Origin of the sequence: Streptomyces sp. NPDC014882 (assembly GCF_043081325.1) — a bacterium.
GTDB lineage: Bacteria > Actinomycetota > Actinomycetes > Streptomycetales > Streptomycetaceae > Streptomyces.
In genome coordinates this window covers 404,894-431,597 of the sequence record NZ_JBIBWL010000001.1, presented here as the reverse complement: position 1 = coordinate 431,597, position 26,704 = coordinate 404,894, and the positions used below count along the sequence as shown (strand labels likewise).

At 74.1% G+C, this 26,704-nt stretch carries 17 protein-coding genes and 1 pseudogene; 6 read left to right on the top strand and 12 right to left on the bottom strand.

All coding sequences use genetic code 11. The features are described 5' to 3' along the window. Positions 1-6: 6 nt before the first annotated feature. The 7 genes from ACF09K_RS01930 to ACF09K_RS01900 all read right to left on the bottom strand — a co-directional run bounded on the left by ACF09K_RS01930 (position 7) and on the right by ACF09K_RS01900 (position 15,034). Entirely contained in the window at positions 7-1,620 is a 1,614-nt protein-coding gene (locus tag ACF09K_RS01930) for a succinic semialdehyde dehydrogenase (RefSeq protein WP_392240504.1), read from the bottom strand. 298 nt (positions 1,621-1,918) lie between these two features. Beyond that, positions 1,919-3,820, bottom strand: a complete 1,902-nt coding sequence (locus ACF09K_RS01925; protein ID WP_392240503.1) for a serine/threonine-protein kinase — start codon at positions 3,818-3,820, stop codon at positions 1,919-1,921. A gap of 92 nt (positions 3,821-3,912) precedes the next feature. Next, the gene (locus tag ACF09K_RS01920; protein ID WP_392240502.1) at positions 3,913-5,523 is read right to left on the bottom strand and encodes a serine/threonine-protein kinase; all 1,611 of its coding nucleotides are present in this window, start codon (positions 5,521-5,523) and stop codon (positions 3,913-3,915) included. Between the two features lie 157 nt (positions 5,524-5,680). Then, positions 5,681-7,528, bottom strand: coding sequence for a serine/threonine-protein kinase (locus ACF09K_RS01915; RefSeq protein WP_392241000.1), 1,848 nt, complete (start codon positions 7,526-7,528; stop codon positions 5,681-5,683). 171 nt (positions 7,529-7,699) lie between these two features. Continuing rightward, positions 7,700-10,234: a protein kinase gene (locus tag ACF09K_RS01910; RefSeq protein ID WP_392240501.1), complete on the bottom strand. Its 2,535-nt coding sequence runs from the start codon at positions 10,232-10,234 to the stop codon at positions 7,700-7,702. Positions 10,235-10,594: 360 nt separating this feature from the next. Then, a complete protein-coding gene (locus ACF09K_RS01905) occupies positions 10,595-12,709 on the bottom strand; it encodes a serine/threonine-protein kinase (protein ID WP_392240500.1) in 2,115 nt (704 codons plus the stop codon). 618 nt (positions 12,710-13,327) lie between these two features. Continuing rightward, on the bottom strand, positions 13,328-15,034 hold the full coding sequence (locus ACF09K_RS01900; RefSeq protein ID WP_392240499.1) for a glycerol-3-phosphate dehydrogenase/oxidase: 1,707 nt from the start codon (positions 15,032-15,034) through the stop codon (positions 13,328-13,330). A gap of 291 nt (positions 15,035-15,325) precedes the next feature. Here ACF09K_RS01900 and ACF09K_RS01895 point away from each other — a divergent pair, with 291 nt between their 5' ends. Next, complete coding sequence (locus tag ACF09K_RS01895) at positions 15,326-16,534, top strand: nucleotide sugar dehydrogenase (RefSeq protein ID WP_392240498.1); 1,209 nt, start codon at positions 15,326-15,328, stop codon at positions 16,532-16,534. Positions 16,535-17,114: 580 nt separating this feature from the next. Here the strand turns inward: ACF09K_RS01895 and ACF09K_RS01890 are convergent. The 4 genes from ACF09K_RS01890 to ACF09K_RS01875 all read right to left on the bottom strand — a co-directional run bounded on the left by ACF09K_RS01890 (position 17,115) and on the right by ACF09K_RS01875 (position 22,074). Next, positions 17,115-18,239, bottom strand: coding sequence for a GuaB3 family IMP dehydrogenase-related protein (locus tag ACF09K_RS01890; protein WP_392240497.1), 1,125 nt, complete (start codon positions 18,237-18,239; stop codon positions 17,115-17,117). A gap of 105 nt (positions 18,240-18,344) precedes the next feature. After that, positions 18,345-19,847: an IMP dehydrogenase gene (gene guaB / locus ACF09K_RS01885; RefSeq protein ID WP_392240496.1), complete on the bottom strand. Its 1,503-nt coding sequence runs from the start codon at positions 19,845-19,847 to the stop codon at positions 18,345-18,347. A gap of 270 nt (positions 19,848-20,117) precedes the next feature. Beyond that, positions 20,118-20,705, bottom strand: a complete 588-nt coding sequence (locus tag ACF09K_RS01880; RefSeq protein ID WP_392240495.1) for a sigma-70 family RNA polymerase sigma factor — start codon at positions 20,703-20,705, stop codon at positions 20,118-20,120. 757 nt (positions 20,706-21,462) lie between these two features. Next, positions 21,463-22,074: a response regulator transcription factor gene (locus ACF09K_RS01875; protein WP_003948568.1), complete on the bottom strand. Its 612-nt coding sequence runs from the start codon at positions 22,072-22,074 to the stop codon at positions 21,463-21,465. 379 nt (positions 22,075-22,453) lie between these two features. Between ACF09K_RS01875 and ACF09K_RS01870 the strand changes: the two genes are divergently transcribed. After that, positions 22,454-22,780: a WhiB family transcriptional regulator gene (locus ACF09K_RS01870; RefSeq protein WP_392240494.1), complete on the top strand. Its 327-nt coding sequence runs from the start codon at positions 22,454-22,456 to the stop codon at positions 22,778-22,780. Between the two features lie 75 nt (positions 22,781-22,855). Here the strand turns inward: ACF09K_RS01870 and ACF09K_RS01865 are convergent, their stop codons facing one another. Beyond that, entirely contained in the window at positions 22,856-23,758 is a 903-nt protein-coding gene (locus tag ACF09K_RS01865) for a LysR family transcriptional regulator (RefSeq protein WP_392240493.1), read from the bottom strand. 93 nt (positions 23,759-23,851) lie between these two features. On the opposite strand from ACF09K_RS01865, the gene ACF09K_RS01860 reads away from it, so the two are divergent. The 4 genes and pseudogenes from ACF09K_RS01860 to ACF09K_RS01845 form a co-directional block, all read left to right on the top strand. Beyond that, on the top strand, positions 23,852-24,520 hold the full coding sequence (locus tag ACF09K_RS01860; RefSeq protein WP_392240492.1) for an MOSC domain-containing protein: 669 nt from the start codon (positions 23,852-23,854) through the stop codon (positions 24,518-24,520). 98 nt (positions 24,521-24,618) lie between these two features. Further along, positions 24,619-25,392, top strand: coding sequence for an SDR family NAD(P)-dependent oxidoreductase (locus tag ACF09K_RS01855; protein ID WP_392240491.1), 774 nt, complete (start codon positions 24,619-24,621; stop codon positions 25,390-25,392). A 190-nt stretch (positions 25,393-25,582) separates the two neighbouring features. Next, on the top strand, positions 25,583-26,272 hold the full coding sequence (locus ACF09K_RS01850) for an ester cyclase (RefSeq protein WP_392240490.1): 690 nt from the start codon (positions 25,583-25,585) through the stop codon (positions 26,270-26,272). Between the two features lie 302 nt (positions 26,273-26,574). Then, positions 26,575-26,688, top strand: a pseudogene (locus ACF09K_RS01845) (hypothetical protein); the annotation flags it as partial. Between the last annotated feature and the right edge of the window lie 16 nt (positions 26,689-26,704).

Genomic DNA, 26,704 nt, shown 5'->3' with positions numbered 1-26,704 from the left:
TGCTGTCTAGCGGAAGCGGAACGCCTTCATCAGACGCAGGCTGCGGCTCATGAACTCCGCGTACTTCTCGTCGTCCATGCCCAGCGACGGCGCCATCGGCAGCAGCCGCTGCTGGGCCACCGTCTGGGCCTCGGTGTACTTGAGAATGCCCTCGGAGCCGTGGCGGCGGCCGAGGCCGGAGTCCTTCATGCCGCCCATGGGCGACTGGACGCTGCCGTAGGCGGGGGCGTAGCCCTCGTTGACGTTGACGGTGCCGGTGCGCAGCCGGGCGGCGATCGCGCGGCCGCGCCGGCCGTCCTTCGTCCAGACCGAGGAGTTCAGGCCGTACGGCGTGGCGTTGGCGCGTTCGACCGCCTCGTCGTCGGTCGTGAAGCGGTAGACGGAGACGACCGGGCCGAAGGTCTCCTCGCCGCACACGGACATCGGTTCCGTGACGCCGTCGAGGATCGTCGGCTCGAAGAAGTACGGGCCGATGTCCGGGCGGGCGACACCGCCGGCGACGACCCGGGCGCCCTGGGCGACGGCCTCCTCCACGTGCCGGGTCACGGTCTCCAGCTGGCGTTCGCCGACGAGGGAGCCCATGTCGGCGCCGTAGGCGAGGGCGGTCCCGAGGCGCATGGCCCTCGTGCGGGCGGCGAAGCGCTCCAGGAAGGCGTCGGCGACCGACTCGTGGACGTACAGCCGCTCGATGGAGATGCACAGCTGGCCGGCGGAGGAGAAGCAGGCGCGGACCGCTCCGGCGGCGGCCTTCTCGACGTCGGCGTCCTCCAGCACCAGCATGGCGTTCTTGCCGCCGAGTTCGAGGGAGACGCCGACCAGGCGGGCGGCGGCGCCCTGCGCGACCTCGCGGCCGGTGCGGGTGGAGCCGGTGAAGGAGACGTAGTCGGCGTGCCGCACGACCTCGGGGCCGACGACCGGGCCCTCGCCGATGACGACCTGGAAGACCTCTGCGGGCAGCCCGGCCTCGATGAGCAGGTCACGGGCCCACAGCGCGGTGAGGCAGGTCTCCGTGTCGGGCTTCATGACGACCGCGTTGCCCGCGACGAAGGCGGGCAGGGCGTCGCCGACGGAGAGTTCGAGCGGGTAGTTCCAGGGGGCGATCTGACCGACGACCCCGCGCGGGTGACGCAGCTCGGTGACCTTGGTCAGCGTCGGCATGGCGCCCGCGTGCCGCTTCGGCCGCAGGTAGGCGGGGGCCTTGCGGCCGTAGTGCCGGGCCGCGACGGCGACCGCCTGCACCTCCTCGTGGGCGTGCAGGCGCGCTTTGCCGGTCTCCAGCTGGATCAGGTCGAGGACCTCGCCCTGGCGCTGGAGCACCAAGTCGTGGAAGCGCAGCAGGACCGCGGCCCGTTCCCGCACCGGCACCTGCGCCCACACCGCCTGCGCGGCCCGGGCCTCGGCGAACGCCCGCCGTACGTCCTCCGGGGTGGACTCGGGCAGGTCGGCGAGCTTCTCGCCGGTGAACGGCGTGTGGTTCACCGTGAGCCCCGAGCCGGCGACGCCCTTGGTGAGGTGGGCGACGAGCTGGGGGGTCACCACGTCGGCGGCCGTACGGGCGCCGGCGGGGGTCGGGGCGAGGGGGTTGGTACCGGTCTTCTCCGGGGCCTGCGAGTCCGTCATGAGCCGCAGGGTATGACGTGGCGAACGCTTTTGGTACCCGTCGGTAATAGGGATTCACCGACCACACACACGCTGCCAGTGATCACTGGCAACAAACCCGCTGATCAGCGGGTTGTGCGTGGCGGTTCCCCGTGGCGGCTTCCCGTCCCGGTTCCTTGCGGCGGTTTCCCGCGGCGGCTGCCGTTCCGCGGCGCCCCGGTCGCGTCCGCCGGGTCCCCGTCGTCACCCGTGCCGCACGGCCCCCACGAGCGGACGGCCCGTCAGGGCTCGTCCACGTCGTCGGAGTTCGTCCACGTCGTCAGGGCTTGTCCACGTCGAGGTGGGCGATCGCCGTCCGCGCCACCTCCCGGCCCCGCTCCGTGAAGTCGCCCTTGCCGGGGTAGGTGACGGTGAGCTTGTACATGTCGCCGGCGGTCGACTTGTAGTAGAGCATCCGCATCTCGCGGGGGCGCGGGTCCCGGGTGTCGTCGGTGGTGTAGACGACCGTGTTCCCGGCGGCCGGCCTGCCCTGGTGGCGGGCGTTGGCGTCGGGCGCGGTCCTCGGCCCCTTCGGCATGTCGAGGGCGTAGTCGCCGTTGGTCTTGAAGTCGTCGTTGTCCTCGTACATCTCGGCGGCCGCGGAGTCCTTGATCCCGCCGCCGGTGTCCTCCGCCTTGCGCTCGACGGCCAGGAGGATCGAGACGGCCCCGCTCGGGTCCGTGAAGCTGACCCAGTGGCCGTCGTCCGACTCCCGGTCCGGCGTGCCGATCACGTAGTCCCGCGGCACCGCCAGCGTCGCGGTGACGTCCTTCTGTGCGCTCGTCGTCCAGTCGGCGGGCAGCTCGCCGGCGGAGGGGTCGGCGACGGTCAGCCAGGCCGCGACCGCGGCGGCGACGACCGCCGCCCCGAGGCCGGTCCAGAACAGCCGGGTGCCGACCCGCAGGCCCCAGCCGGCACGCCCGGCACTGACCTTGACGGACCAGCCGCCGATCGGGACGGCCGAGGCCGCGACACCGGTGTCCGCTCCGACACCGGTGTCCGCTCCGACACCGGTGTCCGCTCCGGCTCCGGCTCCGGCTCCGGCTCCGGCTCCGGCTCCGGTGAGGATCCCGGGCGTGGTGACCGCCCGGGTGGGCGCCGGGGCGGGCGGGTTCGCGGCGCGCTCCAGCAGGGCGCGGACCTGCGCGGCCCCGGGGCGGCGGGCCGGGTCCTTCTCCAGCAGGCCGTTGATGGCCTCGGCGAGCGGGCCCCGCGCGGCGGCGGGCGGCGCGGGCACGGCGTTGAGGACGGACTGGAGGGTCGCGGGGGTGTTGCTGCGGCGGAACGGCGAGACGCCCTCCGTCGCCGCGTACAGCACCACGCCCAGCGACCACAGGTCGGACGCCGGGCCGGGGCGCTGGCCCAGCACCCGCTCGGGTGCGACGAACTCGGGCGAGCCGACGAAGCCGCCGGTGTCGGTGAGGTTGGTCTCGCCCTCGATCCGGGCGATGCCGAAGTCGGTGAGGACGACCCGGTCGTGCCGTCCGAGCAGCACGTTGTCCGGCTTCACGTCCCGGTGCAGGATGCCCGCCGCGTGGGCGGCCTCCAGCGCGCCGAGCACCTCCAGGCCGACGCGGGCGGCCTCGCGCACGCCGAGCGTGCCCTCCTCCAGGGCGGCGCCGAGCGACCGCCCGTGGACCAGCTCCATCACGATCCACGGCTGCCCGTCGACGACCGCGACGTCGTGGACGTTGACGACGGACGGATGGTCCAGCCGGGCCGCGGCCCGCGCCTCGCGCCGCATCCGCTCGAACGCGTTGGCGCGTTCACGTTCGGGAAGGTGGTCCGGTATGCGCGGCTCCTTGACGGCGACCTCCCGGTCCACCGTCTCGTCCTTGGCCCGCCACACCGTGCCCATGCCGCCGTGCCCGAGTCTGGCGAGGAGCCGGTAGCGGCCCGCGATGAGCCGCCCGACGCCGTTCTCCCGCGGGGCGGACGCGGCCCCGTCGGGCATCGCGTAGGGGTTGCCGGGGTGCGGGGCCGGCGTGTCGTGGGACGCCTGCGGCGGGTGGGACCGCGGCGGCTGCTGGGGCCCGGGCACCTGCGGGGACCGGGGAGCCTGCGGAGGCAGGGACGACCGGGGAGCCTGGGGAGGCTCGGGCGACTGCGCCTGCCGTGGCGGTTGCAGAACAAAACTCGTGGTGTCGTCGGCCCCGTGGCCCGGTCCCCCGTCGTGACTCATGCGTCCATCCTTATCGCGCCACGCGGGCCGATATCCACCAGCGGCCGCCACCGGTCACAGACCCGTGACGCGGTCCGCCCCTTATCTCCCTCTTATTCCGGTACGAGTGTGTCGACGGCCACGTCGAAGTACCCGCGCGCCTCCCGCGCCCTGCCGGCCGGCGCCGAGACCCACACGTCGTACAGCCGCCCGCCGTCCTCCCAGCACAGGTCGTACGTGTGCCGGGCGCCCTCCGCCGCGTCGAAGCCGTCCCAGGTGAACTCCCAGAGGGCGGCGGGCCGTCCGGCGCGCGTCGTCTCGGTGACACGGCCGTCGCGGTAGCCGGGGTTGGTGTCGGGGCCCTCCAGCGCGGCGCGTTCCATCACCCCGAGGGGACCCCCGGGCTGCGGCACGCCGATCTTCACGCCGATCCGGAAGACCTGCCCCGGGGACAGGTAGTAGACCCGTTCGCCCTGCGGGTCGCGGGTGAACCCCTGCGGCACGGCGAGGGTGAACCCGGCCGGGTCGTCGACGACGCGGTAGCCGGAGGGTGCGCTGGGGCGGCCCGGGGACGGGGTGCCGGAAGGGCCGCGGGTGGGAGAGTGCGGCGTGGAGGAGGCGGGGGCGGGCGTGCCGCCGGACGCCGTCCCCACCGCGCCGCCCGGTCCCCCCGGCGCCGAGGCCGACGGTGTGCCGCCCCCGTCGCCGCCCCGGTCGAGCAGCAGCGCCGCCGACACGCCGGCGCCCGCCATCGCGGCGACCAGCAGCGCGGCCACCAGCGCGCCCCGTGTGGACCGCTCGCGCAGCGGCGGGTCCGGGGCGGGGCGGGCGGGCCGCTGCCGCGGCAGGTCGGCCTGCGTGGGCGTGTACCCGGTCCGGTCGGCCGGCGTGCGCCCGGTGTCCAGGAAGGCGCGCAGCATCCGCTCGGCCCGCTCCGCGTCCAGCCGCCGGTCCGGATCCCGCTCCAGCAGCCCCCGTACGACGGGCAGGAGCGGCTCGGCCTGCGGGGGCGTACGGATGTCGGCGAAGACGACGGCGTGCAGGATGCCGCCGAGCGAGTCGCGGCGGAACGGCGACTCGCCGCTCAGCGCCGTGCACAGCAGCGCGCCCAGCGACCACAGGTCCGACGCGGGACCGGTCCGCTCCCCGGACATGCGTTCCGGCGCGGTGTACTCGGGCGAACCGACGAAGGAGCCCGTCTCGGTGAGGGTGGTGGCGCCCGCGACCTGCGCGATGCCGAAGTCGGTGAGGACGGCGCGGCCGGTGGCGGAGTCGACCAGGACGTTGGCGGGCTTGATGTCCCGGTGCAGCACCCCGGCCGCGTGCGCGGCGCGCAGCGCGCCGAGCAGGTCGGCGCCGATCCGGGCGGCCTCGCGCGGGTCGACCGGGCCGTGCTCCGCGATCCGGTCGGCGAGCGAGCCGCCCTCGATCAACTCCATCACGATGTACGGGCGTTCGTCCTCCACGACGACGTCGTGCACCACGATGACGTGCGGGTGACTGAGCTGGGCGACCGCGCGGGCCTCGCGCAGCGTCCGGTCGCGGCGGGCGCGGGCCTCCTCGGCGGACAGGGAGTCGTCCTGGACGAGTTCCTTGACCGCGACACGCCGTCCCAGCAGGTGGTCCGTCGCCCGCCACACGATCCCCATGCCGCCACGCCCGAGCTTCGCCTCCAGCCGGTAGCGGCCCGCGATGACCCGGACGGCGTCCCCCTCGGTCCCCATGCGCCCATCATGCCCCACCGGACGTCACGCCTCCGGGGCGCTGATCGGCCAAGTCACGCGCGGCGCCGCCCCGCCGGGACGGGCCCGGACCCGCCGGACTCCCGGGTGCGGATCAGGCCGGACCCCGCGGGGTCCGGCCTGATCCGCGGGAGAGTCCTCAGGCGCCCGGCGGCTCCCGCCAGCTCTGCAGCACCGAGGTGAACTGCCGGGCGGTGCGCGCCCAGTCCTCGGCGGGCGAGGACATGTAGATGACGTACTCGGTGCCGTCGCGGGCGATGTACGCCTCCTCGACCGCGTGCCGCGGACCGGGGAAGTCCGTGTCCTTGGCGAGCGCGGTCCAGGTGTACTCCCACCGGGCGCCCTCGCGGTCGCGGTAGGTGTTCGGTTCGAGGGTGACCCGCTCGTAGTCGGCCAGTCGCCGGAGCTGCTGTTCGAGGTCGGCCTGGTGGGCGTAGGGGTCGTCGAAGTCCGGGGAGGTGTCGATGGCGATGCGGACGAAGTGCTCGCCGCCGTCGGGCGAGTAGTCGACCTGCTTCAGGTCGCCGTCGTCCTGGAACAGCTTCCGCTCCCAGGTCCGGGGCAGTGAGAGCCCGAAGCCGAGGGGGTCGTCGACGTCCACCCAGGCGTCGGGAGCGGCGCCCTGGTCCTGCTGCCCGCCGGTGGCGGTGGGGCCGGGGGTGGGGGTGGGGCTCTGCGAACCGGAGCCCCGCGTCGTGCCGTCGCCGCCCCAGGTCCGCAGGGCCACCGCCGTACCGCCGCCGACCAGCGCGGCGACGACCACCACCAGCGCGAGGGTGCGCAGCCGACGGCGCCGGGGCGGCCGGCCCGCCGGGGCCTGCCCGGCGTCCGGCCCTGCTCCCGGCCCTGCTCCCGGCCCTGCTCCCGGCCCGGTCGGGCCGACGGCGGTCGGACCGGTGACGGGGTGCGCGTGCGTCCCGGAGACGGCCGGGACGGGGGTCGCGGAGGCGGGAGTGGCGGGGGCGCCCGGCCCCGCGGCCGCCGTGGCGTACGGGCCGGGGGTCGGGTACGGCGTGCCGCCGGCGTGCGTGGACCCGGACGGGTACGGCGTGCCCTCGCCGTCCGTGAGGTGGCCCCGCCCACCGGTCGCCGCCCCGGCCGCACCGCCGCCCCGGGCGTCCTGCCCCTGCCCCGTGTAGCGCGTCGGTACGTACGCCTGGGCCTCGTCCGGCCGGCGGCCCTCCGCCGCCTCCGCGAGCAGGCGTTCCGCGGCGGCCGTGTCGGGCCGGGCGGCCGGTTCCTTGCGCAACAGCGCGGCGATGACGGGGGCGAGTGGGCCGGCGTACCGCGGCTCGGCGGCCTCCTCCTCGACGACCGCCTGCATCGTGGTCAGCGGCGAGGTGCGGCGGAACGGCGAACGGCCCTCCACCGCCGTGTACAGCGTGGCGCCGAGCGCCCACAGGTCGGAGGACGGCCCCGGGTCGTGGCCGCGGACGCGCTCGGGGGCGAGGAAGTCGACGGACCCGACGACCTCTCCGGTGCGGGTGATGGTGGTGTCGCCCTCGATCTGGGCGATCCCGAAGTCGGTGAGCAGGACCCGGCCGTCGTCGGAGAGCAGCACGTTGCCGGGCTTGACGTCGCGGTGCAGGACGCCCGCGGTGTGCGCGGCGCGCAGGGCGCGCAGCACCCACAGGCCGATCCGGGCGGCCTCGGTCGGCTCGACACGCCCGTCCGCCTTGACCGCGTCGGCCAGTGAACGGCCCTCGACCAGCTCCATCACGATCCAGGGGCGGCCGTCGTGTTCGAGTACGTCGTGCACGGTGACGACGGCGGAGTGGTTGATCCGCGCGGCGGCGCGGGCCTCGGCCCTGGTGCGCGCCAGCAGGACCGGACGGTCGCTCTCGGAGACGTAGAGCGCGGCGGTCAGCTCCTTGAGGGCGACCGACCGGTGCAGCAGGTCGTCGTGCGCGCGCCATACGCGGCCCATGCCGCCGCTGCCGATGGCGTCGACGAGCCGGTAACGGCCCGCGACGAGCAGGCCCTGCATCTGATTCACGTTGCCCCGCAATGCTCTTGACAGGATCAGCGTAAAGACCGGCCCGCGTCCGGGGAACCTGCGCGGGGCCACGGAGACCGCACTGTGACGGTTGTCGCTTCTGCCCGCGCGAGGGAACCGTCGGCGCCGGCCGGGAAACCGCGCCTGCCGCCGGGCGGCCGCTCAGCCCGTGTAGCGGTAACTGGCCGACGCCTGCTCGAACAGCCGTGTCACCTCGTCCCGTTCGGCCTCCGGTCCGCGCACCTGCACGACGTGGTAGCGCCCGTCGAGGAGCAGCGCGACGTTGCGCACGAACAGCTCGCGCCCGTCGCCGCCGGTCCAGGTGAACTGCCCCTCGGCCGAGGTCCGTCCGCCCACCTGGATGGTCCGCAGGCCGGAGGCGGTCGCCCAGCTGGAGTCTCGGTAGGGCTGCAACTCGCCCTCCTTCTCCCGCTGGTACACCATCGGATCGCTGCCGTACCGGGCGGCGGAGTCCCGCCCCGGCACCACGATCAGCTCGAAGCCCGCGTGCGTGTACACGACTTGACCGCGTCCGTTCTTCGGGGTGCGGTCCCAGCCGTCGGCGACGGCGATCCGGAAGCCCTCGGCGTCCTTGCGCAGCGTGAAGCCGCCGGGCAGGCCGCCGGACTGCGTCCCGGTGCTCCCGGAGGCCGACCCGGAGGGGCTGTTGCCCGAGGCCGGAGGGCTGCCGTCGTCGGGCCGGGGCTCGCTGCTCGCGTCGGGAGCCGGGTTCACCTGGCCGGCGGCACCGGTGCGCTCCGCGCCGCCCGCGCCGCCGGTGCCCGCCTCGTCCGCCTTGGGCATGAACATCACGGCGTAGCCGACCGCCGCGGCCAGCAGGAGCAGCACCAGCACGACCAGGGTGCGACCCAGGCTGCGGGGCGAACGCCCCGTGTCCGGCCGGCCCCGCTTGTGCCGCCCGTGCGCCGCGGGCAGCCCCGCGCGCCGTCTGCGCACCAGCTCGCCCTTGCGGCGCACGATCGGCAGCCGGCGCGGGTCGGCGGGCGGCGCGGCGACCACGTAGGTCCCCGCCTCCGGTTCGGGTGCCGAGCGCACCAGCGACCGCAGCCAGCCGCGCAGTTCCTCGAAGCCCAGCCGGTCGATGGGGTCCTGACGCAGCAACGACTCCACGACCGGTCGCAGCGGCCCGCACTCCTCGGCGAAGGCGGGCGGTTCGGCGCACACCAGCTGCACCAGTTCGGCCGTCGACTCCTCCGGGTAGGGGGCGTGGCCCTGCACGGCGCGGAACAGCAGCGCGCCGAGCGCCCACAGGTCCGTCGCGGGCCCGATGGGCGCGGCCAGCTGCCAGTTCTCGTGCACGGGTCCGGCCTGCTCCGGCGCCCAGCGCTCGGTGACGGGGCCGACCACGGCCATCCGCGCCTGGCGCGCCCGTTCCGCGGCCGGCGCCGTGGCCGGCCCGCGCCGTGCTCCGGTCCCGCCGGCCGGCTCGTCCCAGCGCGGCCCCGCCGGCGCCCCGCCGCCGCTCCGCTCCGGCAGGGACACCGCACCGGTCCCGAGCGGCCTCGGGCCGGGGGCGCCGGCCACGCCGTAGGGGTCGGCGATCTGCCCGGGCGGCGCGCTCCCCGCGCCGCCCGGTCCCTGCTCCGGGCCACCGCCGAGGACGTACGGCGACGGCGCCGCGCCCGCGGTGCCGGGCCCGGTGCCGGTGTCGCCCCCGGCCGGGGTGCGGGAACCCGGCAGCGCCGGCCCGCCGCCCTGCTGCGCCTCGTGCACCCGCGCCGCCGCCCGCGCGCCCGCGCGGTAGGCCGCGATCGCCCCGGCCCGCGCGGCGCGGATGTCCCCGCCCGTCTCCACGGGCCGGCGGGCCACCGCCCCGGAGGCCCCGGGAGCCGGCTCGACCCCCGCCGCGGGCAGCCCGCCGGCGGCCCGTGCCTCGATCGCCGCCCGCCGTGCGGCCTCGGGGTCCCCGCCACCGGCACCGCCGGTCCCGGCGACCGCGATGCCCGCCCGCCCCGGGCCCGGGTCCCCGGGTCCCGCGGGCCCGGCGCCCTCCCGCCCGTGGGGCGGCTGCTCTCCCTGTCGCCGCTGCTCCCGCGCCTGCTCCTCGTCCACCGGCACCGGGTCGTACCCGCACAGCGTCTCCTCCGCCGCGCCGACCGCCAGCCCGGTCAGCACGACCCGGCCGTCGTCGCAGACGAGCACCGTGCGCGGGGTGATGTTGCGGTGCACCCAGCCGTGCGCGTGCAGCACCCGCAACGCCATGAGCACGTCGGAGGCGATCTCCGCCGCCCGGTAGGGCGTCAGCGGCTCCTCGGCGAGCAGCGCCGCCAGCGGCCGGGCGGACACCAGTTCGCTGACGACCCAGAGGGAGCCGCCCTCGGCGAACACGTCGAAGACCTGGTCGAGCCGTGGATGGTCGGGGATGCTCGCGGCGGCCTGCGCGGCCTCCACGGCCCGCCGTACGACGGGATCGGCGGGCCGGCGCGTGCTCGCGCCCGGGCCGGGGCCCCCCGCCGGCCGGCGTGCTCCGGGCTCCCGCGCGGTGAACCCCTCGGGCAGCCCGTCCGCGTCGAGCACCTCGGCCTCGACGACCTCCGGCAACGGCACCTGGCGGACCAGGACCTCCTGCCCGCTGTAGGTGTCGAAGGCCCGGGTCTCGGTGAGTTCGTACTCGTCGGAGGGCGGCAACGGCAGGCGGTAGCGGCCGGCGAGTACCCGTCCCGCGTAGTCGTCCACGATGCCTCCCCCGGCCGGCCGGTCGGTCAGATCCGTTCGTCCCGCGGGCCGTTCCAGCCGGATCGAGCCGGATTCAGCCGGACAGCCGACTGCTTACGGTCCGCGGCCACTCACGATACGTGCCGGAGGCAACCCGGAAAGAGGGGATGGCAGATCTCACGCGCCGAAACCCTGCCCGGAGCCGTTCGGGGACCTGCCGAAGGCCCCCCGGGGCCCCCGAGGCCCCCCGAGGACCTGGCGAAGGACCGTCGAGGGCCCGTCAGGAACCTTCGGGACGCGGACCGGCACGGGCGGGGAGCCGCGGAGCCCTGCCCCCGCGCCCTCTCCCGCCCTCGCCCTCGCCCTCGCCCTCGCCCGGCACTACTTCTTCGGCGTGAACGTCTGCGTGAGCGTCTTCCAGGTGTTCACCCGGAGATCGCCGTCCCACGCGGCGGCCTTCGCCGTGTACATCAGCGCGTGCCCGAGGTGGTCGTCGACCACGAAGCCGCGGTCGATCGTCCGGTACGCCGTCCCGCCCTCCGTGTAGGTGAACTCCCAGTCGGCCGTGTTCCAGCCTCGGTAGTCCACCTCCGCTATGCGGACCTTCTGGTACTGGGAGCGCTTCATGTAGCGCTCCTGGTTCTCCCAGTCCGCGACCGGGTCGTCCTTGGGCGTGGTCGTCCAGGCCACCAGCAGTTTCTGTCCGTCGGGCCCCGTGAAACGGTCCCCCGCGGCGCTCGCGGACTGGTACTTCCAGCCGGCGGGCAGCCCGATCGAGTAGCCCTGCTTCCCCTTGTACGTCGTCACGGCCGCGCCGGCTCCGGTGGCGGAGCCGCCCGAAGCGGTGCCGTCGGCCGTGGCGGTGCTGCCGGGCGAGGTGTCGCCGGAGGCCGAGCCGGCCGTCGCGGACTGGGACGCCGAGCCGTCGGCCCGCGTCCCGCCGTTCTCGTCCTCCTTGGTGTCGGCGGCGGCGCTGTCGCTGGCGGCGGCCTGCGAACCGCCGCCGCTCTTGGCGCCGTCCGCGCCGTTCGCGTCGTCGCCGCCACCGCCGAGGGTGAGGGCCAGCACCGTGCCGAGGACGGCGAGCGCCACCACCACGGCGATGATCACCAGCGTCCTCTTCGGCACCACGTCGGTCAGCGGCGCCCTGGGAACGGGCCGCGGCGGCAGGTCCGGCGGCGTCATCACGGGCCACCCCGAACTGCGTCCGGCGGGCTGCCCGTTCGCCCCGCGTCCCTCCTGTCCCGTGGCTCCGGCGCCGCCGGCCGCCCCGGTCGTGGTGCGGGTCACCGGCATGGAGGCGGAGGCCGCGGTGGTGGTCGTCCTCCCGCGGGCGGTCCCCGCGGCCTTGGCGGCCGCCACGGCCGACGCCGAGGTGACGGCCCCGGTGGCCGCACCGCCCCGCGTCTCCTCCGGCGTGCCCGGCGAGGCCGGAGCGGAGGACGCGTCGGCCGACTTGGCGCGGGCGGCGGCCGAGCCGGCCGTCCCGGCGGCGGCCGCCGCCTTCCGCACGGACCGCAGGGCCCCGCGCAGCTTCTCGGCCGCCTCTCCCCCGGACGCACCCGACCGGCTCCGGGAGGCGTCCGGCTGCATCGGCAACGGCACGAGCTTCGTCGCGTCCGCCGGTTCGGCCTCCCGGGGCTCCGGCGCGTGGAGCACCGCGTTGAGCTTCGCCCGCGCCCCGGCGTCGTCCAGCCGGTGCACCGGGTCCTTGGTGAGCAGGCCGTAGATGACGTCCCGCAGCGGACCCGCGTTCTTCGGCTCCTCCAGCGGCTCGGTCATCACCGCGGTGAGCGTCGCGATCGCGGAGCCCTTGTCGTAGGGGGGTGTGCCCTCGACCGCCGCGTACAGCAGACCGCCCAGCGACCACAGGTCGGCCGCCGGCCCGGGCTTGTGGCCGCGGGCGCGCTCCGGCGAGATGTAGGAGGGCGCGCCGACGAGCATGCCGGTCGAGGTGATGGACGGGTCGCCCTCGACCTGGGCGATGCCGAAGTCGGTGAGCACGACCCGGCCGTCCTCGGCGATCAGCACGTTGGACGGCTTCACGTCGCGGTGCAGGATGCCCTCGCGATGGGCCGACCGCAGGACGTCGAGGATCGCGAGCCCGACCTCCGCCGCGCGCCGGGGTTCCAGCACTCCGTCCTCGCGGATGACCTCGGCGAGCGACTTGCCCTCGACGAGCTCCATCACGATCCACGGCCGGTCGTCCTCTTCGACCACGTCGAAGACCGTCACCGCGCTGTTGTTGCGGATCCGCGCGATGGCCTTGGCCTCACGCAGCGTCCGGGTGATCAGCCGGCGCTTCTCCTCGTCGTCGATGTTCCCCGGGAACCGCAGCTCCTTGACGGCGACCGTGCGTCCGAGGGTCTCGTCCTCCGCTCGCCACACCGTCCCCATGCCGCCGCGGCCGAGTACGTCTCCCAGCCGGTACCGCCCGGCGAGGAGACGTGCGCTCTTGTCCTGACGGGATGCTCCCGCCCGCTCCGCCTCCGACATGCGTCCCCTCATGCAACCCGCCCTGACAGAGCCTTCATTGTCCCTCACCCGACAAGTGCCCGACGCCCAGGGTGCCCCTCACCACCCCTCAGGACCGACGCATTTCGGCCAGAAGGTGCAGCAGACTCCGGCCAACGGGCGGAAACGGCACTCCTCTGTGTACGAAAAGCCCCTTCTGTGAGCCCGACGGCGACCGGGTACCCGCCGCGGAGCCCGCTCAGGCCCCCGGTGCGAGACCTCCTCACCCGCTCTGCACGACGGACACACCGGGAACACGAAGCGGAAGGGGAGCGGCCCGCGGTCCGGCCACCGCGCGGGCTCCTGACCGTCCCCGCGGCCCCGGCCCTCCTGGGACCCGCCACGGTCCTCCCCCGCCCGCCCCCGCGCCCCTTGGTCCGCCTCCGGTACGGCCAAGCCGGGCCGGGCTGAGCCGGGCCAAGCCGGGCCGACGTGAACCGGGCAAGGTGAGACTGGGTCAGACCAAGCCGGGCCCGGCCGGGTTGGACCGAGCCCGGCCGGGCCGGACGGCCAGGGCCGGGCGGCCGGGAGCCGGCGACCGGCGGTGAGCGGCCGGCGGTGGGCGCGCATCACGACGTTCGGCACCCCGCGGGGCTGCCCTCACAGCGGCACGATGTCCGGCGCCCCCAGCCGCGCCGCGTCCGCCGTCAGGTCGTCGGGCTGCCGTTGCGACTCCCGCTCGGCCTCCACCCGCTTCTCGTAGTGCTCGACCTCGCGCTCGATCCGGCCCTTGTCCCAGCCGAGGACCGGCGCCATCAGTTCCGCCGCCTCCCGGGCGCTGCGGGTGCCCCGGTCGAAGGTCTCGATGGAGATGCGGGTGCGCCGGGTCAGCACGTCGTCCAGGTGCCGCGCCCCCTCGTGCGAGGCGGCGTAGACGATCTCGGCGCGCAGGTAATCGTCGGCCGCGTGGAGCGGCTCGCCGAGCGTGGGGTCCTCGGCGACGAGCGCGAGGAGCTCCTCGGTCATCGAGCCGTACCGGTTGAGCAGGTGCTCGACGCGCACCACGTGCAGCCCGGTCCGGGCGGCGATGCGCGCCCGCGCGTTCCACAGCGCACGGTAGCCCTCCGCGCCCAGCAGCGGCACGTCCTCCGTGACGCACTCGGCGACCCGCAGGTCGAGACCGTGCACCGCCGCGTCGACGGCGTCCTTGGCCATCACCCGGTACGTCGTGTACTTGCCGCCCGCCACCACGACGAGCCCGGGCACGGGATGGGCGACGGTGTGCTCGCGGGAGAGCTTGCTGGTGGCGTCCGACTCGCCGGCGAGCAGCGGGCGCAGTCCGGCGTAGACGCCCTCGACGTCGTCCCGGGTGAGCGGCACCGCCAGGACGGAGTTCACGTGCTCCAGCACGTAGTCGATGTCGGCGCTGGAGGCGGCCGGGTGGGCCTTGTCGAGGTCCCACTCGGTGTCGGTGGTGCCGACGATCCAGTGCCGGCCCCAGGGGATGACGAACAGTACGGACTTCTCGGTGCGCAGGATGAGACCCGTGGAGGAGTGGATGCGGTCCTTGGGCACGACGAGGTGGACGCCCTTGGAGGCGCGGACGTGGAACTGTCCCCGCTCCCCCACCATGGACTGCGTGTCGTCGGTCCAGACGCCCGTGGCGTTGACGACCTGACGGGCGCGGATCTCGTACTCCCCGCCGCCCTCGAGGTCCTGGACGCGCGCGCCGACGACCCGCTCGCCCTCCCGCAGGAAGGCCCTCACGCGCGCGCGGTTGGCGGTCCTCGCGCCGTACGCCGCCGCCGTGCGCACCAGGGTGGCCACATGGCGGGCGTCGTCCACCTGGGCGTCGTAGTACTGGAGGGCTCCGACGAGCGCGTCCTTCTTCAGGGCGGGTGCGATCCGCAGGGCGTGACGGCGGCTCAGGTGACGGTGGGTCGGCAGGCCCCTTCCGTGGGCGCGGGCCATGGACATCGCGTCGTAGAGCGCGACGCCGGAACCGGCGTACCAGCGCTCCCAGCCCTTGTGCTGGAGCGGGTAGAGGAACGGCACGGGCTTGACCAGGTGCGGCGCCAACCGCTCCAGCATCAGTCCGCGCTCCTTCAGCGCCTCGCGGACGAGGGCGAAGTCGAGCATCTCCAGATAGCGCAGCCCGCCGTGGATCAGCTTGCTGGACCTGCTCGACGTGCCCGACGCCCAGTCCCGCGCCTCGACCAGCCCCGTGGACAGACCGCGGGTGACGGCGTCGAGGGCGGTGCCCGCGCCGACCACCCCGCCTCCCACGACCAGCACGTCCAGCTCGCCCTCGGCCATGGCCGCAAGTGACTCGGCTCGCTGCGCCGGCCCCAGTGTCGCTGTCCTCACCGCTGCCTCCCGCTGTCGGTCGCGTCGGCCGCACCGCCTTCGGGGCGAGGCCCGGCCGTGTCCCTCTGCCCCCATGGTGACCGCGTTGCCCGAGTTCAGCCACCACTCGCCCCAGCCTGTGGACAACTCCCCGGAAGCGCACCCGCCCGCGGCCGGCCGACCGGAAAACGCAGCCGATCAATCCCGTAAATCGGTCATATTTACTCCTAGTCTGACATTGCGCTCGCCCGTCCTGTCCACAGGGCTTGCGCACCTGTCCCGCTTCGGTTACTGGGAAGGACGGCCCACGCCATGCCCGCAGATCTCGCCGTCATCGGACTCGGCCCGCTCGGCCTGCCCCTGGCCCAGGCCGCCGTGGCCGCCGGCATCCCCACGCTCGGCTACCGCACCGGACCCGAACCCGGTTCCCTGAGCCCCGCCGAACTGCGCCGGATGCTCTCGGGGGGTTTCCGGCCCGCCACCGACCCGGCCGAACTGGGCCGGGTGCGCACCGCCGTCATCTGCGCCCCCGCGCCGCGCGACGCCGACGGCGGGCCCGACCTGAGCCAGGTGGAGGCGGCCGCCCGCACCCTGGCCGGACACCTGCGCCCGCACACCACCGTGATCCTGGAGTCGCCCGTGCCCCCGGGGACGACCGAGGAGTTCCTGCGGCCGCTCCTGGAGGAGATGTCCGGGCTGCGGGCGGGCCGCGACTTCCACCTCGCGTACTCCCCCAGCCGGGTCGATCCCGGCCGCCGCGACTTCACCCCCGCCAACACGCCGCAGGTCATCGGCGGCCTCACCCCCGCCTGCACCGAGTCCGCCGCCGCCTTCTACGGCCGTCTCACCGACAAGGTGGTCCGCGCGCGCGGCCTCAGGGAGGCCGAGACGGTGACCCTCCTGGAGACCAACTTCCGGCACGTCAACATGGCCCTCGTCAACGAGATGGCCGTCCTGTGCAACGACCTGGGGGTGGACCTCTGGGACGTCATCCGGTGCGCCGAGACCAAGCCGTTCGGCTTCCAGGCCTTCCGCCCCGGACCGGGCGTCGGCGGCCACTCCGTGCCCCTGGACCGCACCGGCCAGCACGGCAGTCCCCTGCGCATGGTGGAACTCGCCCAGCAGGTCAACAGCCGCATGCCCCGCTACGTCGTCCAGCGCGCCGCGACCCTTCTCAACGAGTACGGCAAGTCGGCGCGGGGCGCGCGCGTGCTGCTGCTCGGCGTCACCTACAAGGCCGACCTCGCCGACCAGCAGGGCACCCCGGCCCGGGAGATCGCGATCCGCCTCATGGAACTCGGCGCGGCCGTCAGCTACCACGACCCGCACGTCCCGTCCTGGAGCGTCCTGGACCGCCCGGTCCCCCGCGCCGACTCCCTCTACGAGGCCGCCGCCGACGCCGACCTGACGATCCTCCTCCAGCAGCACCGGACGTACGACCTCCAGGGCCTCTCGGTGAAGGCGCAGCTGCTGCTCGACACGCGGGGGGCCACGCCGACGGGGGCGGCGCACCGGTTGTGAACCGGGGCGCACGAGGCGGACCCGGGCTCCGGACGCTGGTGGCGTACGACACGGCCCGCCGGTACGGTACGAACGGGTGGCGCCCACCGCAGTGGCCACTGCGGCAGGCGCCTGATGGTTCACGGAGTGTCCGCCCCTAGTGTGTGTGGGGGCGGCCGCTCACCATCCGAAAAGCCGCAAGATCCACCTCCTCCGGCACTGCACCGTCCGGAGACGGAGTCGGTCCCAGCGGGTGGGCTTGCGGTGGCGTCCCACGGGCGCCCCCTTCCACGAAGCCGCCCAGTGGCCCGGTGGACGGCTCGCTCAGGAAATCGGGCCGGGCCCCGAGGGCTCGGGTCCGGAACCATGTCCTGGGAAGGGGGCACCCCACACGACTGGGGCGCCGATCCGGACGCTACCGTCCGCGACACCCCTGACCAGCCCGCATTCCCCCCGAAGGCAACCGTGCGCCCCCTCAACGCGCCGCACGCCCCCACACCTCCGCGCGCCGCGCCCCCGCGCCCGTCCGGGCATGCGAAAGGGGCCGGTCGCCTCACCCGAGTGAGTCGACCGGCCCCTGCCGATGCCGGAATCGTGCGGTCTACCGCCGGTGCACCGAGTCCGCCACCGTCACCTCGACGCGCTGGAACTCCTTCAGCTCGCTGTAACCGGTGGTGGACATGGCGCGGCGCAGGGCGCCGAAGAAGTTCATCGAGCCGTCCGGCGTGTGGGACGGGCCGGTGAGGACCTCCTCGATGGTGCCGACCGTGCCGAGGTCGACCTTCTGGCCGCGCGGCAGCTCCTCGTTGACGGCCTCCATGCCCCAGTGGTGGCCGCGGCCGGGCGCGTCGGTCGCGCGCGCGAGCGGGGAGCCCATCATCACCGCGTCGGCGCCGCAGGCGACGGCCTTGGGCAGGTCGCCGGACCAGCCGACGCCACCGTCCGCGATCACGTGGACGTACCGGCCGCCGGACTCGTCCATATAGTCGCGGCGGGCGGCGGCGACGTCGGCCACCGCCGTCGCCATCGGGACCTGGATGCCGAGCACGTTGCGCGTGGTGTGCGCCGCGCCGCCGCCGAAGCCGACGAGGACGCCCGCCGCGCCCGTGCGCATCAGGTGCAGGGCCGCCGTGTAGGTGGCGCAGCCGCCGACGATGACCGGGACGTCGAGTTCGTAGATGAACTGCTTCAGGTTCAGCGGCTCGTGCGAGCCGGAGACGTGCTCCGCGGAGACCGTGGTGCCGCGGATGACGAAGATGTCCACGCCGGCGTCGACGACGGCCTTGGAGAACTGGGCCGTGCGCTGCGGGGAGAGCGCGGCGGCGGTGACCACGCCCGAGTCGCGCACCTCCTTGAGGCGCTGCCCGATCAGCTCTTCCTTGATCGGCGCGGAGTAGATCTCCTGGAGCCGGCGGGTCGTCCGGTCGGCGGGCAGCTCGGCGATCTCGTCCAGCAGCGGCTGCGGGTCCTCGTACCGGGTCCACAGGCCCTCGAGGTTGAGCACGCCCAGGCCGCCCAGCTCGCCGATGCGGATCGCGGTGGCCGGGGAGACGACGGAGTCCATGGGGGCGGCCAGGAACGGCAGCTCGAAACGGTAGGCGTCGATCTGCCAGGCGATCGAGACCTCCTTCGGGTCCCGCGTACGGCGGCTGGGGACGACGGCGATGTCGTCGAATGCGTACGCCCGGCGGCCGCGCTTGCCGCGCCCGATCTCGATCTCAGTCACGTGTGTGGCCTTTCCCTGATGCGTTGCAGCGTCTTCCAGTATCGCCGACGGGCACGGCGAAGGCGGCCCCGGAGGTTCCGGGACCGCCCTGGGAAGCCCGTGCGGCTACTTGCTGCTGTAGTTGGGTGCCTCGACCGTCATCTGGATGTCGTGCGGGTGGCTCTCCTTGAGGCCCGCGGAGGTGATCCGGACGAAGCGGCCCTTGGTCTCCATCTCCGCGATGGTGGCGGCGCCCACGTAGCCCATGGTCTGGCGCAGGCCGCCGACGAGCTGGTGCAGCACGGTGCCGAGCGGGCCGCGGTAGGGCACCTGGCCCTCGATGCCCTCGGGCACGAGCTTGTCGTCGGCCGCGACCTCCGCCTGGAAGTAGCGGTCCTTGGAGTACGACTTGCCCTGGCCGCGGGACTGCATGGCGCCCAGCGAGCCCATGCCGCGGTACGACTTGAACTGCTTGCCGTTGATGAACTGCAGCTCGCCCGGCGACTCCTCGCAGCCCGCGAGGAGGCTGCCCAGCATCACCGTGTCGGCGCCGGCGGCGAGCGCCTTGCCGATGTCGCCGGAGTACTGCAGGCCGCCGTCGCCGATCAGCGGGATGCCCGCCGGGCGGGCGGCGAGGGACGCCTCGTAGATGGCGGTGACCTGCGGGACGCCGATGCCGGCGACCACGCGGGTGGTGCAGATCGAGCCGGGCCCGACGCCGACCTTGATGCCGTCGACGCCGGCGTCGATCAGGGCCTGGGCGCCGTCCCGCGTGGCGACGTTGCCGCCGATCACGTCGACGCGCACGCTCGACTTGATCTTCGCCATCCAGGCGAGGGCGTTGCTGTTGTGGCCGTGGGAGGTGTCGACGACCAGGAAGTCCACGCCGGCCTCGGCGAGGGCCTGGGCGCGCTCGAGCGCCTCGGGGCTGGCGCCGACGGCGGCGCCGACGAGCAGCCGGCCCTCGGCGTCCTTGGCGGCCCGGGGGTACTGCTCGGCCTTGACGAAGTCCTTGACCGTGATGAGGCCCTTGAGGACGCCCGCCTCGTCGACCAGCGGGAGCTTCTCGATCTTGTGGCGGCGCAGCAGCTCCATGGCGTCCGTGCCGGAGATGCCGACGTGGCCGGTGACGAGCGGCATCGGGGTCATGACCTCACGCACCTGACGGGTGCGGTCCGACTCGAAGGCCATGTCACGGTTGGTGACGATGCCGAGCAGCTTGCCGCCGCCGTCGGTCACCGGGACGCCGCTGATGCGGAACTTGGCGCACAGTGCGTCGGCCTCGGCCAGTGTCGCGTCCGGGTGCACCGTGATGGGGTCGGTGACCATGCCCGACTCCGAGCGCTTCACCAGGTCGACCTGGTTGACCTGGTCCTCGATGGAGAGGTTGCGGTGCAGCACGCCGACGCCGCCCTGGCGGGCCATCGCGATGGCCATGCGGGACTCGGTCACCTTGTCCATCGCCGCCGAGAGCAGCGGGATGTTGACGCGGACGTTGCGGGAGATGCGGGACGAGGTGTCGACCGCGTTGGGGAGCACCTCGGATGCGCCCGGCAGCAGCAGCACGTCGTCGTAGGTGAGCCCGAGGGTCGCGAATTTGGCGGGCACTCCGTCGACGTTGGCAGTCATGACACCTTCCCCAAATGGCCTTGATCGGTGCGGATGTCCATGCTAACGGGAAGCGCACCCCCGGAATTCCACGCTCCGGCATGGCTCAGGACTTCACATGTTCGTATGTTCGTACGGCGACAGCGCTCGGCCCGTTCAGCGGGCGGGCCGCCGGCACCCGTGCGGCGGGCGGACCACCAGCACCGTCCAGCCTAGGGGCTGTCCGGCGCCGGACGCCGTCCGGTCCGCTCGGGGGGACCCGGGCGGGAGCACGGCGTGACCGCGGCGGTGCTACTGCTCGGCGAGGGCCCGCAGCCTGCTCAGCGCGCGGTGCTGGGCCACGCGCACGGCCCCGGGTGACATTCCCAACATCTGGCCGGTCTCCTCCGCGGTGAGGCCCACCGCGATGCGCAGCAGGAGCAGTTCCCGCTGGTTCTCGGGCAGGTTGGCCAGCAGTTTCTTCGCCCATTCGGCGTCGCTGCTGAGCAGGGCCCGCTCCTCCGGGCCGAGGGAGTCGTCGGGGCGTTCCGGCATCTCGTCGGAGGGGACCGCCGTGGAACCGGGGTGGCGCATCGCCGCGCGCTGGAGGTCGGCGACCTTGTGGGCGGCGATGGCGAAGACGAAGGCCTCGAAGGGACGGCCCGTGTCCTTGTAGCGCGGAAGGGCGAGGAGGACGGCCACGCAGACCTCCTGCGCGAGGTCCTCCACGAAGTGGCGCGCGTCACCGGGGAGCCGGGACAGCCGGGTACGGCAGTAGCGCAGGGCGAGGGGGTGGACGTGGGCCAGCAGGTCGTGGGTGGCCTGCTCGTCGCCGTCCACCGCGCGGTGGACGAGTCCGCCGATGGGCCCGGGGGCACGGACCGCCTCGTCTTCGCGCATCGGTCCATGGTGCACTGCGGCCGGACCGGCCGCGGCACCGTGCCCTTCGTTGTGCACCGAAGCGTTATGAGCAGGTGCGCCGGAACTCATCCCCTGCGCCCTCCCGTCCCGCTCGACCGACTCGTCCCCGAGGAACTCCACACCTCAAGGATGCGGCATCCGCGGCGAAACGAGCAGCGGGCATCCGGCGAGGTACCGCGCCGCCGCCGGGCCCCGGCCGGCCGGCCGGGGGTTCCCGCACCTCCTGCACCCCGCGCGAGCAGGGAGGTTCGTCCATTCCCCCGCTCCTGTCCCTGGGATCGGTTGCTCGAAAAGTGCGCCGCGCGGCCCGGCGGGACGGTGACTCCGAGGAGGCGGTCCGGCACCGCACGCGCGCCCTCGCCGCCGGCACCCGCGAGCGCCGACAGCCGCGAAGACCACCGTGCCGGCCGCGCCGGCCGCTTCCGGCGGCCTCACGCGCCGGACCCCGCTCACCGGCGGTCCAGCACGTGCCGCCGCCCACCGGAAGCGGTGCGCCGGACGGGCGGGGGCAGGCCGGGACCGGGCCGGAGAGGCCCTAGGGCGTGTCTGACCATTCCCGTCGGGCGCGCGACGCCCGGCACGGCTCCCCCACGCTCGGCTTCGCTCGCGCGGGAGGGACCCCCACCGCCGCGTCGTCGGACCACCCGAGTACACCCAGTACACGGGCGACCCTCCGCCTTGCGATGCACCGCACCGGACGCCGCGCGCTGATCCGACGCGCATGGTCAGACACGCCCTAGCGGACCAGGCCCCACCGGAAGCCGAGCGCCACGGCGTGGGCACGGTCCGAGGCGCCGAGTTTCTTGAACAGACGGCGGGCATGGGTCTTGACGGTGTCCTCGGAGAGGAACAGCTCGCGGCCGATCTCGGCGTTGGAGCGGCCGTGGCTCATGCCTTCCAGGACCTGGATCTCCCGCGCGGTGAGCGTGGGCGCGGCGCCCATCTCGGCCGAGCGCAGCCGCCGCGGGGCGAGCCGCCACGTGGGGTCGGCCAGGGCCTGGGTGACCGTCGCGCGCAGTTCGGCGCGCGAGGCGTCCTTGTGCAGGTAGCCGCGGGCGCCGGCGGCCACCGCGAGCGCGACGCCGTCGAGGTCCTCGGCGACGGTCAGCATGATGATGCGTGCGCCCGGGTCGGCGGACAGCAACCGGCGGACGGTTTCCACACCGCCCAGCCCCGGCATGCGCACGTCCATGAGAATGAGGTCCGAGCGGTCGGCGCCCCAGCGGCGGAGGACTTCCTCGCCGTTGGCCGCCGTCGTCACGCGCTCGACGCCGGGCACGGTCGCGACCGCGCGGCGGAGCGCCTCTCGGGCAAGCGGGGAGTCGTCACAGACGAGGACGGAAGTCATGGCCGTCCTCCGCAGCTGATGCGCGTCACCTTGTGCCTCCAGGCTGGTACGTATCGTCACCTGTGCGGTCGACCGTCTCGGACGCCTGCCCGAGCGTTTGCGTTTTCAACCGCCATCGCACACTCAACGATGGTCACTCGAAAGAGTTACGGGGCCGCGTGCATTCTTCGGCACTCTACGTGAGGAGGCGAACACGGCCGAGAGTGCCGCGCGGTCCCACGAGCTTTCCTCACAACCCGTGCCCCGTTCAGCCCTATTTCTTCCCATTTACTGGTGTCTGAGGCTAGATTCGCAATGAGTCATATTTTCATCTCCTTAGATCGTAGTTGTACGGTCGTGGGCACCGTATCCGCTCAGCACGGCTACAAGGGGTCACGCAATGGCAGATTTCTCCCGCCTTCCCGGACCGAACGCGGACCTGTGGGACTGGCAGCTCCTGGCCGCCTGCCGCGGGGTGGACAGCTCGCTCTTCTTCCATCCCGAGGGCGAGCGCGGGGCGGCGCGGAGCGCTCGCGAGAACTCGGCCAAGGAGGTCTGCATGAGGTGCCCGGTGCGCGCGCAGTGCGCGGCACACGCGCTGGCGGTGAGGGAGCCGTACGGCGTCTGGGGCGGCCTGACCGAGGACGAGCGCGAGGAGCTCATGGGGCGGGCGCGCAACCGCCTGGTGCCGGCGTCGGCCGGCGCGAGCGGCGGCTCGAACAGCTGAAGGAACGTTTCTTCATTCATCCGAGGGCACGCACACGCGCGTGCCCTCCACTCTTGGTGCGGCCGGCACCTCTCGTCACGGCTGGCGTGCCGCCGCGTGCGCGAGGTGTTCCAGCGTCGCCGCCACCGCCGGCACCTGGGCCAGGTCGGGCAGGGTGAGCGCGACGACCTCGCGCCGTACCGCCGGCTCCAGGGTCACCGCACGCGCGCCCCGCGGCCGTACGGACTCGATCGCGAGCCCGGGGAGGACGGCGACGCCGAGGCCCGCGCCCACCAGGCCGGCCACCGCCGGGTAGTCGTCGGTCGCGAAGTCGATGCGGGGGGTGAAGCCCGCGGCCTCGCACACCTCCACCAGCCGGCCCCGGCAGCGCGGGCAGCCGGCGATCCACGGCTCGCGGGCGAGTTCGCCGATGGCGAGGGAGTCCGCGCGCGCGAGCGGGTGGCGTTCGGGCAGGAGGGCGACGAGCCGGTCCGTCAGCAGGGGGCGGACGACCAGGTCGGACCACTCCTCGGCGCCCGGCGCGTCCTCGTAGCGGAAGGCGAGGGCGACGTCGCAGTCGCCGGCGCGCAGCTTGTCGACCGACGCGGGCGGCTCGGCCTCCTCCAGCGAGACGCGGGTCCCGGGGTGCGCGGCGCGCAGGGCGGCCAGCGCGGTCGGGACGAGCGCGGAGCTGCCGCTGGGGAAGGAGACGAGGCGGACCCGGCCGGCCCGCAGACCGGCGATCGCGGCGACCTCCTCCTCGGCGGCGGTGAGTCCGGCGAGGATCCCGGCGGCATGCCGCACGAGGGCCTCGCCCGCCTGGGTCAGGCGCATCTCGCGGCCGCTGCGCACCAGCAGCGGTGTGCCGACGGACGTCTCCAGCGCCTTCATCTGCTGGCTGACCGCGGGCTGGGTGCAGCCCAGCTCGCGGCCCGCCGCCGAGAAGGAGCCGGTGGCGGCGACGGCGCGCAGCACGCGCAGGTGACGGGCCTCGATCATCCTTCGAGCATAGGCGAGTGGCATAAGGGAGCCTTGGGAGAGGGGGCGGATAATGCGTCGACACTTTGACCGCCGGTCGCCTAGCGTGCCGCCATGAGGCTTCTGTCCGTCAACGTGGGCCGTCCGAAGGCCGTGCCGTACACCGACCAGCCGGACGGGCTGACCGGTATCGACAAGCGGCCCGTCGAGGGGCCGGTGCGGGTGGCCGCGCCCGGTCCGAAGGGGGTCGGCGGAAGCGGGCTCGCCGGGGACGCGGTGTGCCACCTGCGCCATCACGGCGGGGACGACCAGGCGGTGTACGCCGTCGCGCGCGAGGACCTGGACGACTGGGAGCGCGAGCTGGGACGCGCGTTCCCCAACGGGGCGTTCGGCGAGAACCTCACCACCACCGGGCTGGACGTGTCCGGGGCGAGGATCGGCGAGCGCTGGCGGATCGGCCCGCGGGTGGTGCTGGAGGTGACGTCGGGGCGGATCCCCTGCCGCACCTTCCAGGGGCACCTGGGGGAGAAGGGCTGGGTCAGGCGGTTCACGCGGAAGGCCGCGACGGGCGCCTACCTGCGGGTGATCACGCCGGGCGAGATACGCGCGGGGGACGCCGTGGAGATCGTCCACCTGCCGGAGCACGAGGTGACGGCCCGGATGGAGTTCCAGGCCACCACCACCCACCGGGAACTGCTGCCGCGGCTGCTGGCGGCCGGCGAGGCGCTGCACCCGGAGGCGCTGGCGGCGGCCCGCGCGCACGTCGAGAAGTACGGCGGCTGAGCCGTCGGCCACCGGCGGCCGCGCGCACGGTTCCTCCACTTTCCGCAGGCCGTGTGCGCGGAGCGGACGCCCGGAGTCCGGGTCACTAACCTTCTGCCATGACAACGGCTCTGATCACAGGTTCGACCGCGGGCATCGGTGCCGCGTTCGCGCGACGGCTCGCGGCGGACGGGCACGACCTCGTCCTCGTCGCCCGGGACACCCAGCGGCTGCGCGAGCAGGCGACCGAGTTGCACGACCGGCACGGCATCGAGGCGGAGGTGCTGACGGCCGACCTGGCCACGGACCGGGGCATCGAGACGGTGGCCGCCCGGCTCGGCGACCCCAGGAACCCCGTCGACCTGCTGGTCAACAACGCCGGCTTCGGCAACAAGGGCCGCTACCTCGACGTGTCGATGGCCGACGAGCTGAGGATGCTCAAGGTGCACTGCGAGGCGGTGCTGCGGCTGACGTCGGCGGCGACCGCGGCGATGCGGGAGCGGGGGCGCGGGGGCGTCGTCAACGTGGCCTCGGTGGCGGCCTTCGTGCCGCGCGGGACGTACGGCGCCTCCAAGGCGTGGGTCGTGCAGTTCACGCAGGGGGCGGCGAAGGACCTGGCGGGCAGCGGGGTGCGGCTGATGGCGCTGTGCCCGGGGTTCGTGCGCACCGAGTTCCACGAGCGGGCCGGGATGGGCACGGACAACATCCCCGGCTGGATGTGGCTCGACGCGGACAAGCTGGTCGCGGCGGCGCTGGCGGACCTGGCGCGCGGGAAGTCGGTGTCGATTCCCGACGCGCGCTACAAGGCGCTGATGGGCCTGGTGAAGGTGACGCCCCGGTCGCTGCTGGGCGGGATCAGCTCGCGGACGGGGCGGAAGTACGGGCCGCAGTAACGGGTGGCCGCACCCGGGCCCCGGTGGGCGGACGCACGCGCCCCGGTGGGCGGGCGCACGGGCTGCGGTGGGCGGACGCACGCGCCCCGGTGGGCGAGTGCACGGGTCGCGGTGGCGGGCGGCGGTCTCGGTGCTCCGGTGGGAAAATGGCCCTGACAGGGCCGGACCCAGGGGGGCCGGAGGCGGCGCGATGACCTTCGTACAGCTCATCGATTGCAGGACGAGCCGGTTCGACGAGATGAACCGGCTGATGGACACCTGGGTCGAGAAGACCAGGGGAAAGCGGACGGCGACGCACGCGGTAGTCGGCAAGGACCGGTCGGACGCGTCGCACGTCGTCGAGATCGTGGAGTTCCCGTCGTACGAGGAGGCGATGCGGAACTCGGGCCTGCCGGAGACCGAGAAGATCTTCGACGACATGGTCGCGCTCTGTGACGAGATGCCGACCTTCACCGACCTGGAAGTGGTGCGCGACGAGCAGCTGAACTGCGCGACGGCGCGGGAGTGGTTCGAGCGGGCCGGGACGATCGACCTCGGCGCGATGTTCGAACGGGTCACCGACGACTACGTGGACCACGATCCCGCCGGCCCGCAGGACAGCGACCTGGCGGCGGCGCGCGAGCAGTTCGCGGGCTGGCGGCGGGCCTTCGACTTCTCCTTCCGGGTCGACGACCAGATCGCCCAGGGCGACCGGGTGTGCACCCGCTGGACCTGGACCGCCCGGCACGAGGGCGCCTTCCTCGGCCTCCCCGCCACCGGGCAGGCCGTCGCCATGACCGGCATGACCTGGCAGCGGTTCCGCGACGGGATGATCTGCGAGGCCTGGTGGCAGTACGACCGCGCGGGTCTGATGGAGCAACTGGGGGTACCCGGGAGGTAGCCCGCGAGGAGCCGTCCAGGGTCCCGTGCCCCGCTCGTCGGGGGACGGGACTCCCCGTCTTCCTGCGTCGAGAGGGCACGGGCCGGCTGTCGTAGAGGGCGACTAGGATTTCCGCCTGACCTCGGAGGACGCCCGGACGGCTCGGCCTCAGGATTCCCTCCTCTGTGTCAGTGCCGTCTCGCAGGTGCTCGGTGCCCGCTGTCCCCAAGCCGACAGCCCTCGCTCCGCGGGAGCGTTGGTTCCAGCCCCGGCGATCCGGATTCCGCTGAGAGCAGGAGGGATTGGACCACCTTCGCGGGCTCATGCCGGCAACCGAGCCGAACCGGGCCTGGGCGGCGTTTCAGCTCACCGGGGCGTCGGGCCGGATCAATGAGTGCGACGCACTGATCGCCGTACCCGGTGGCCTCTATCTGCTGGAGTTGAAGGGGCACC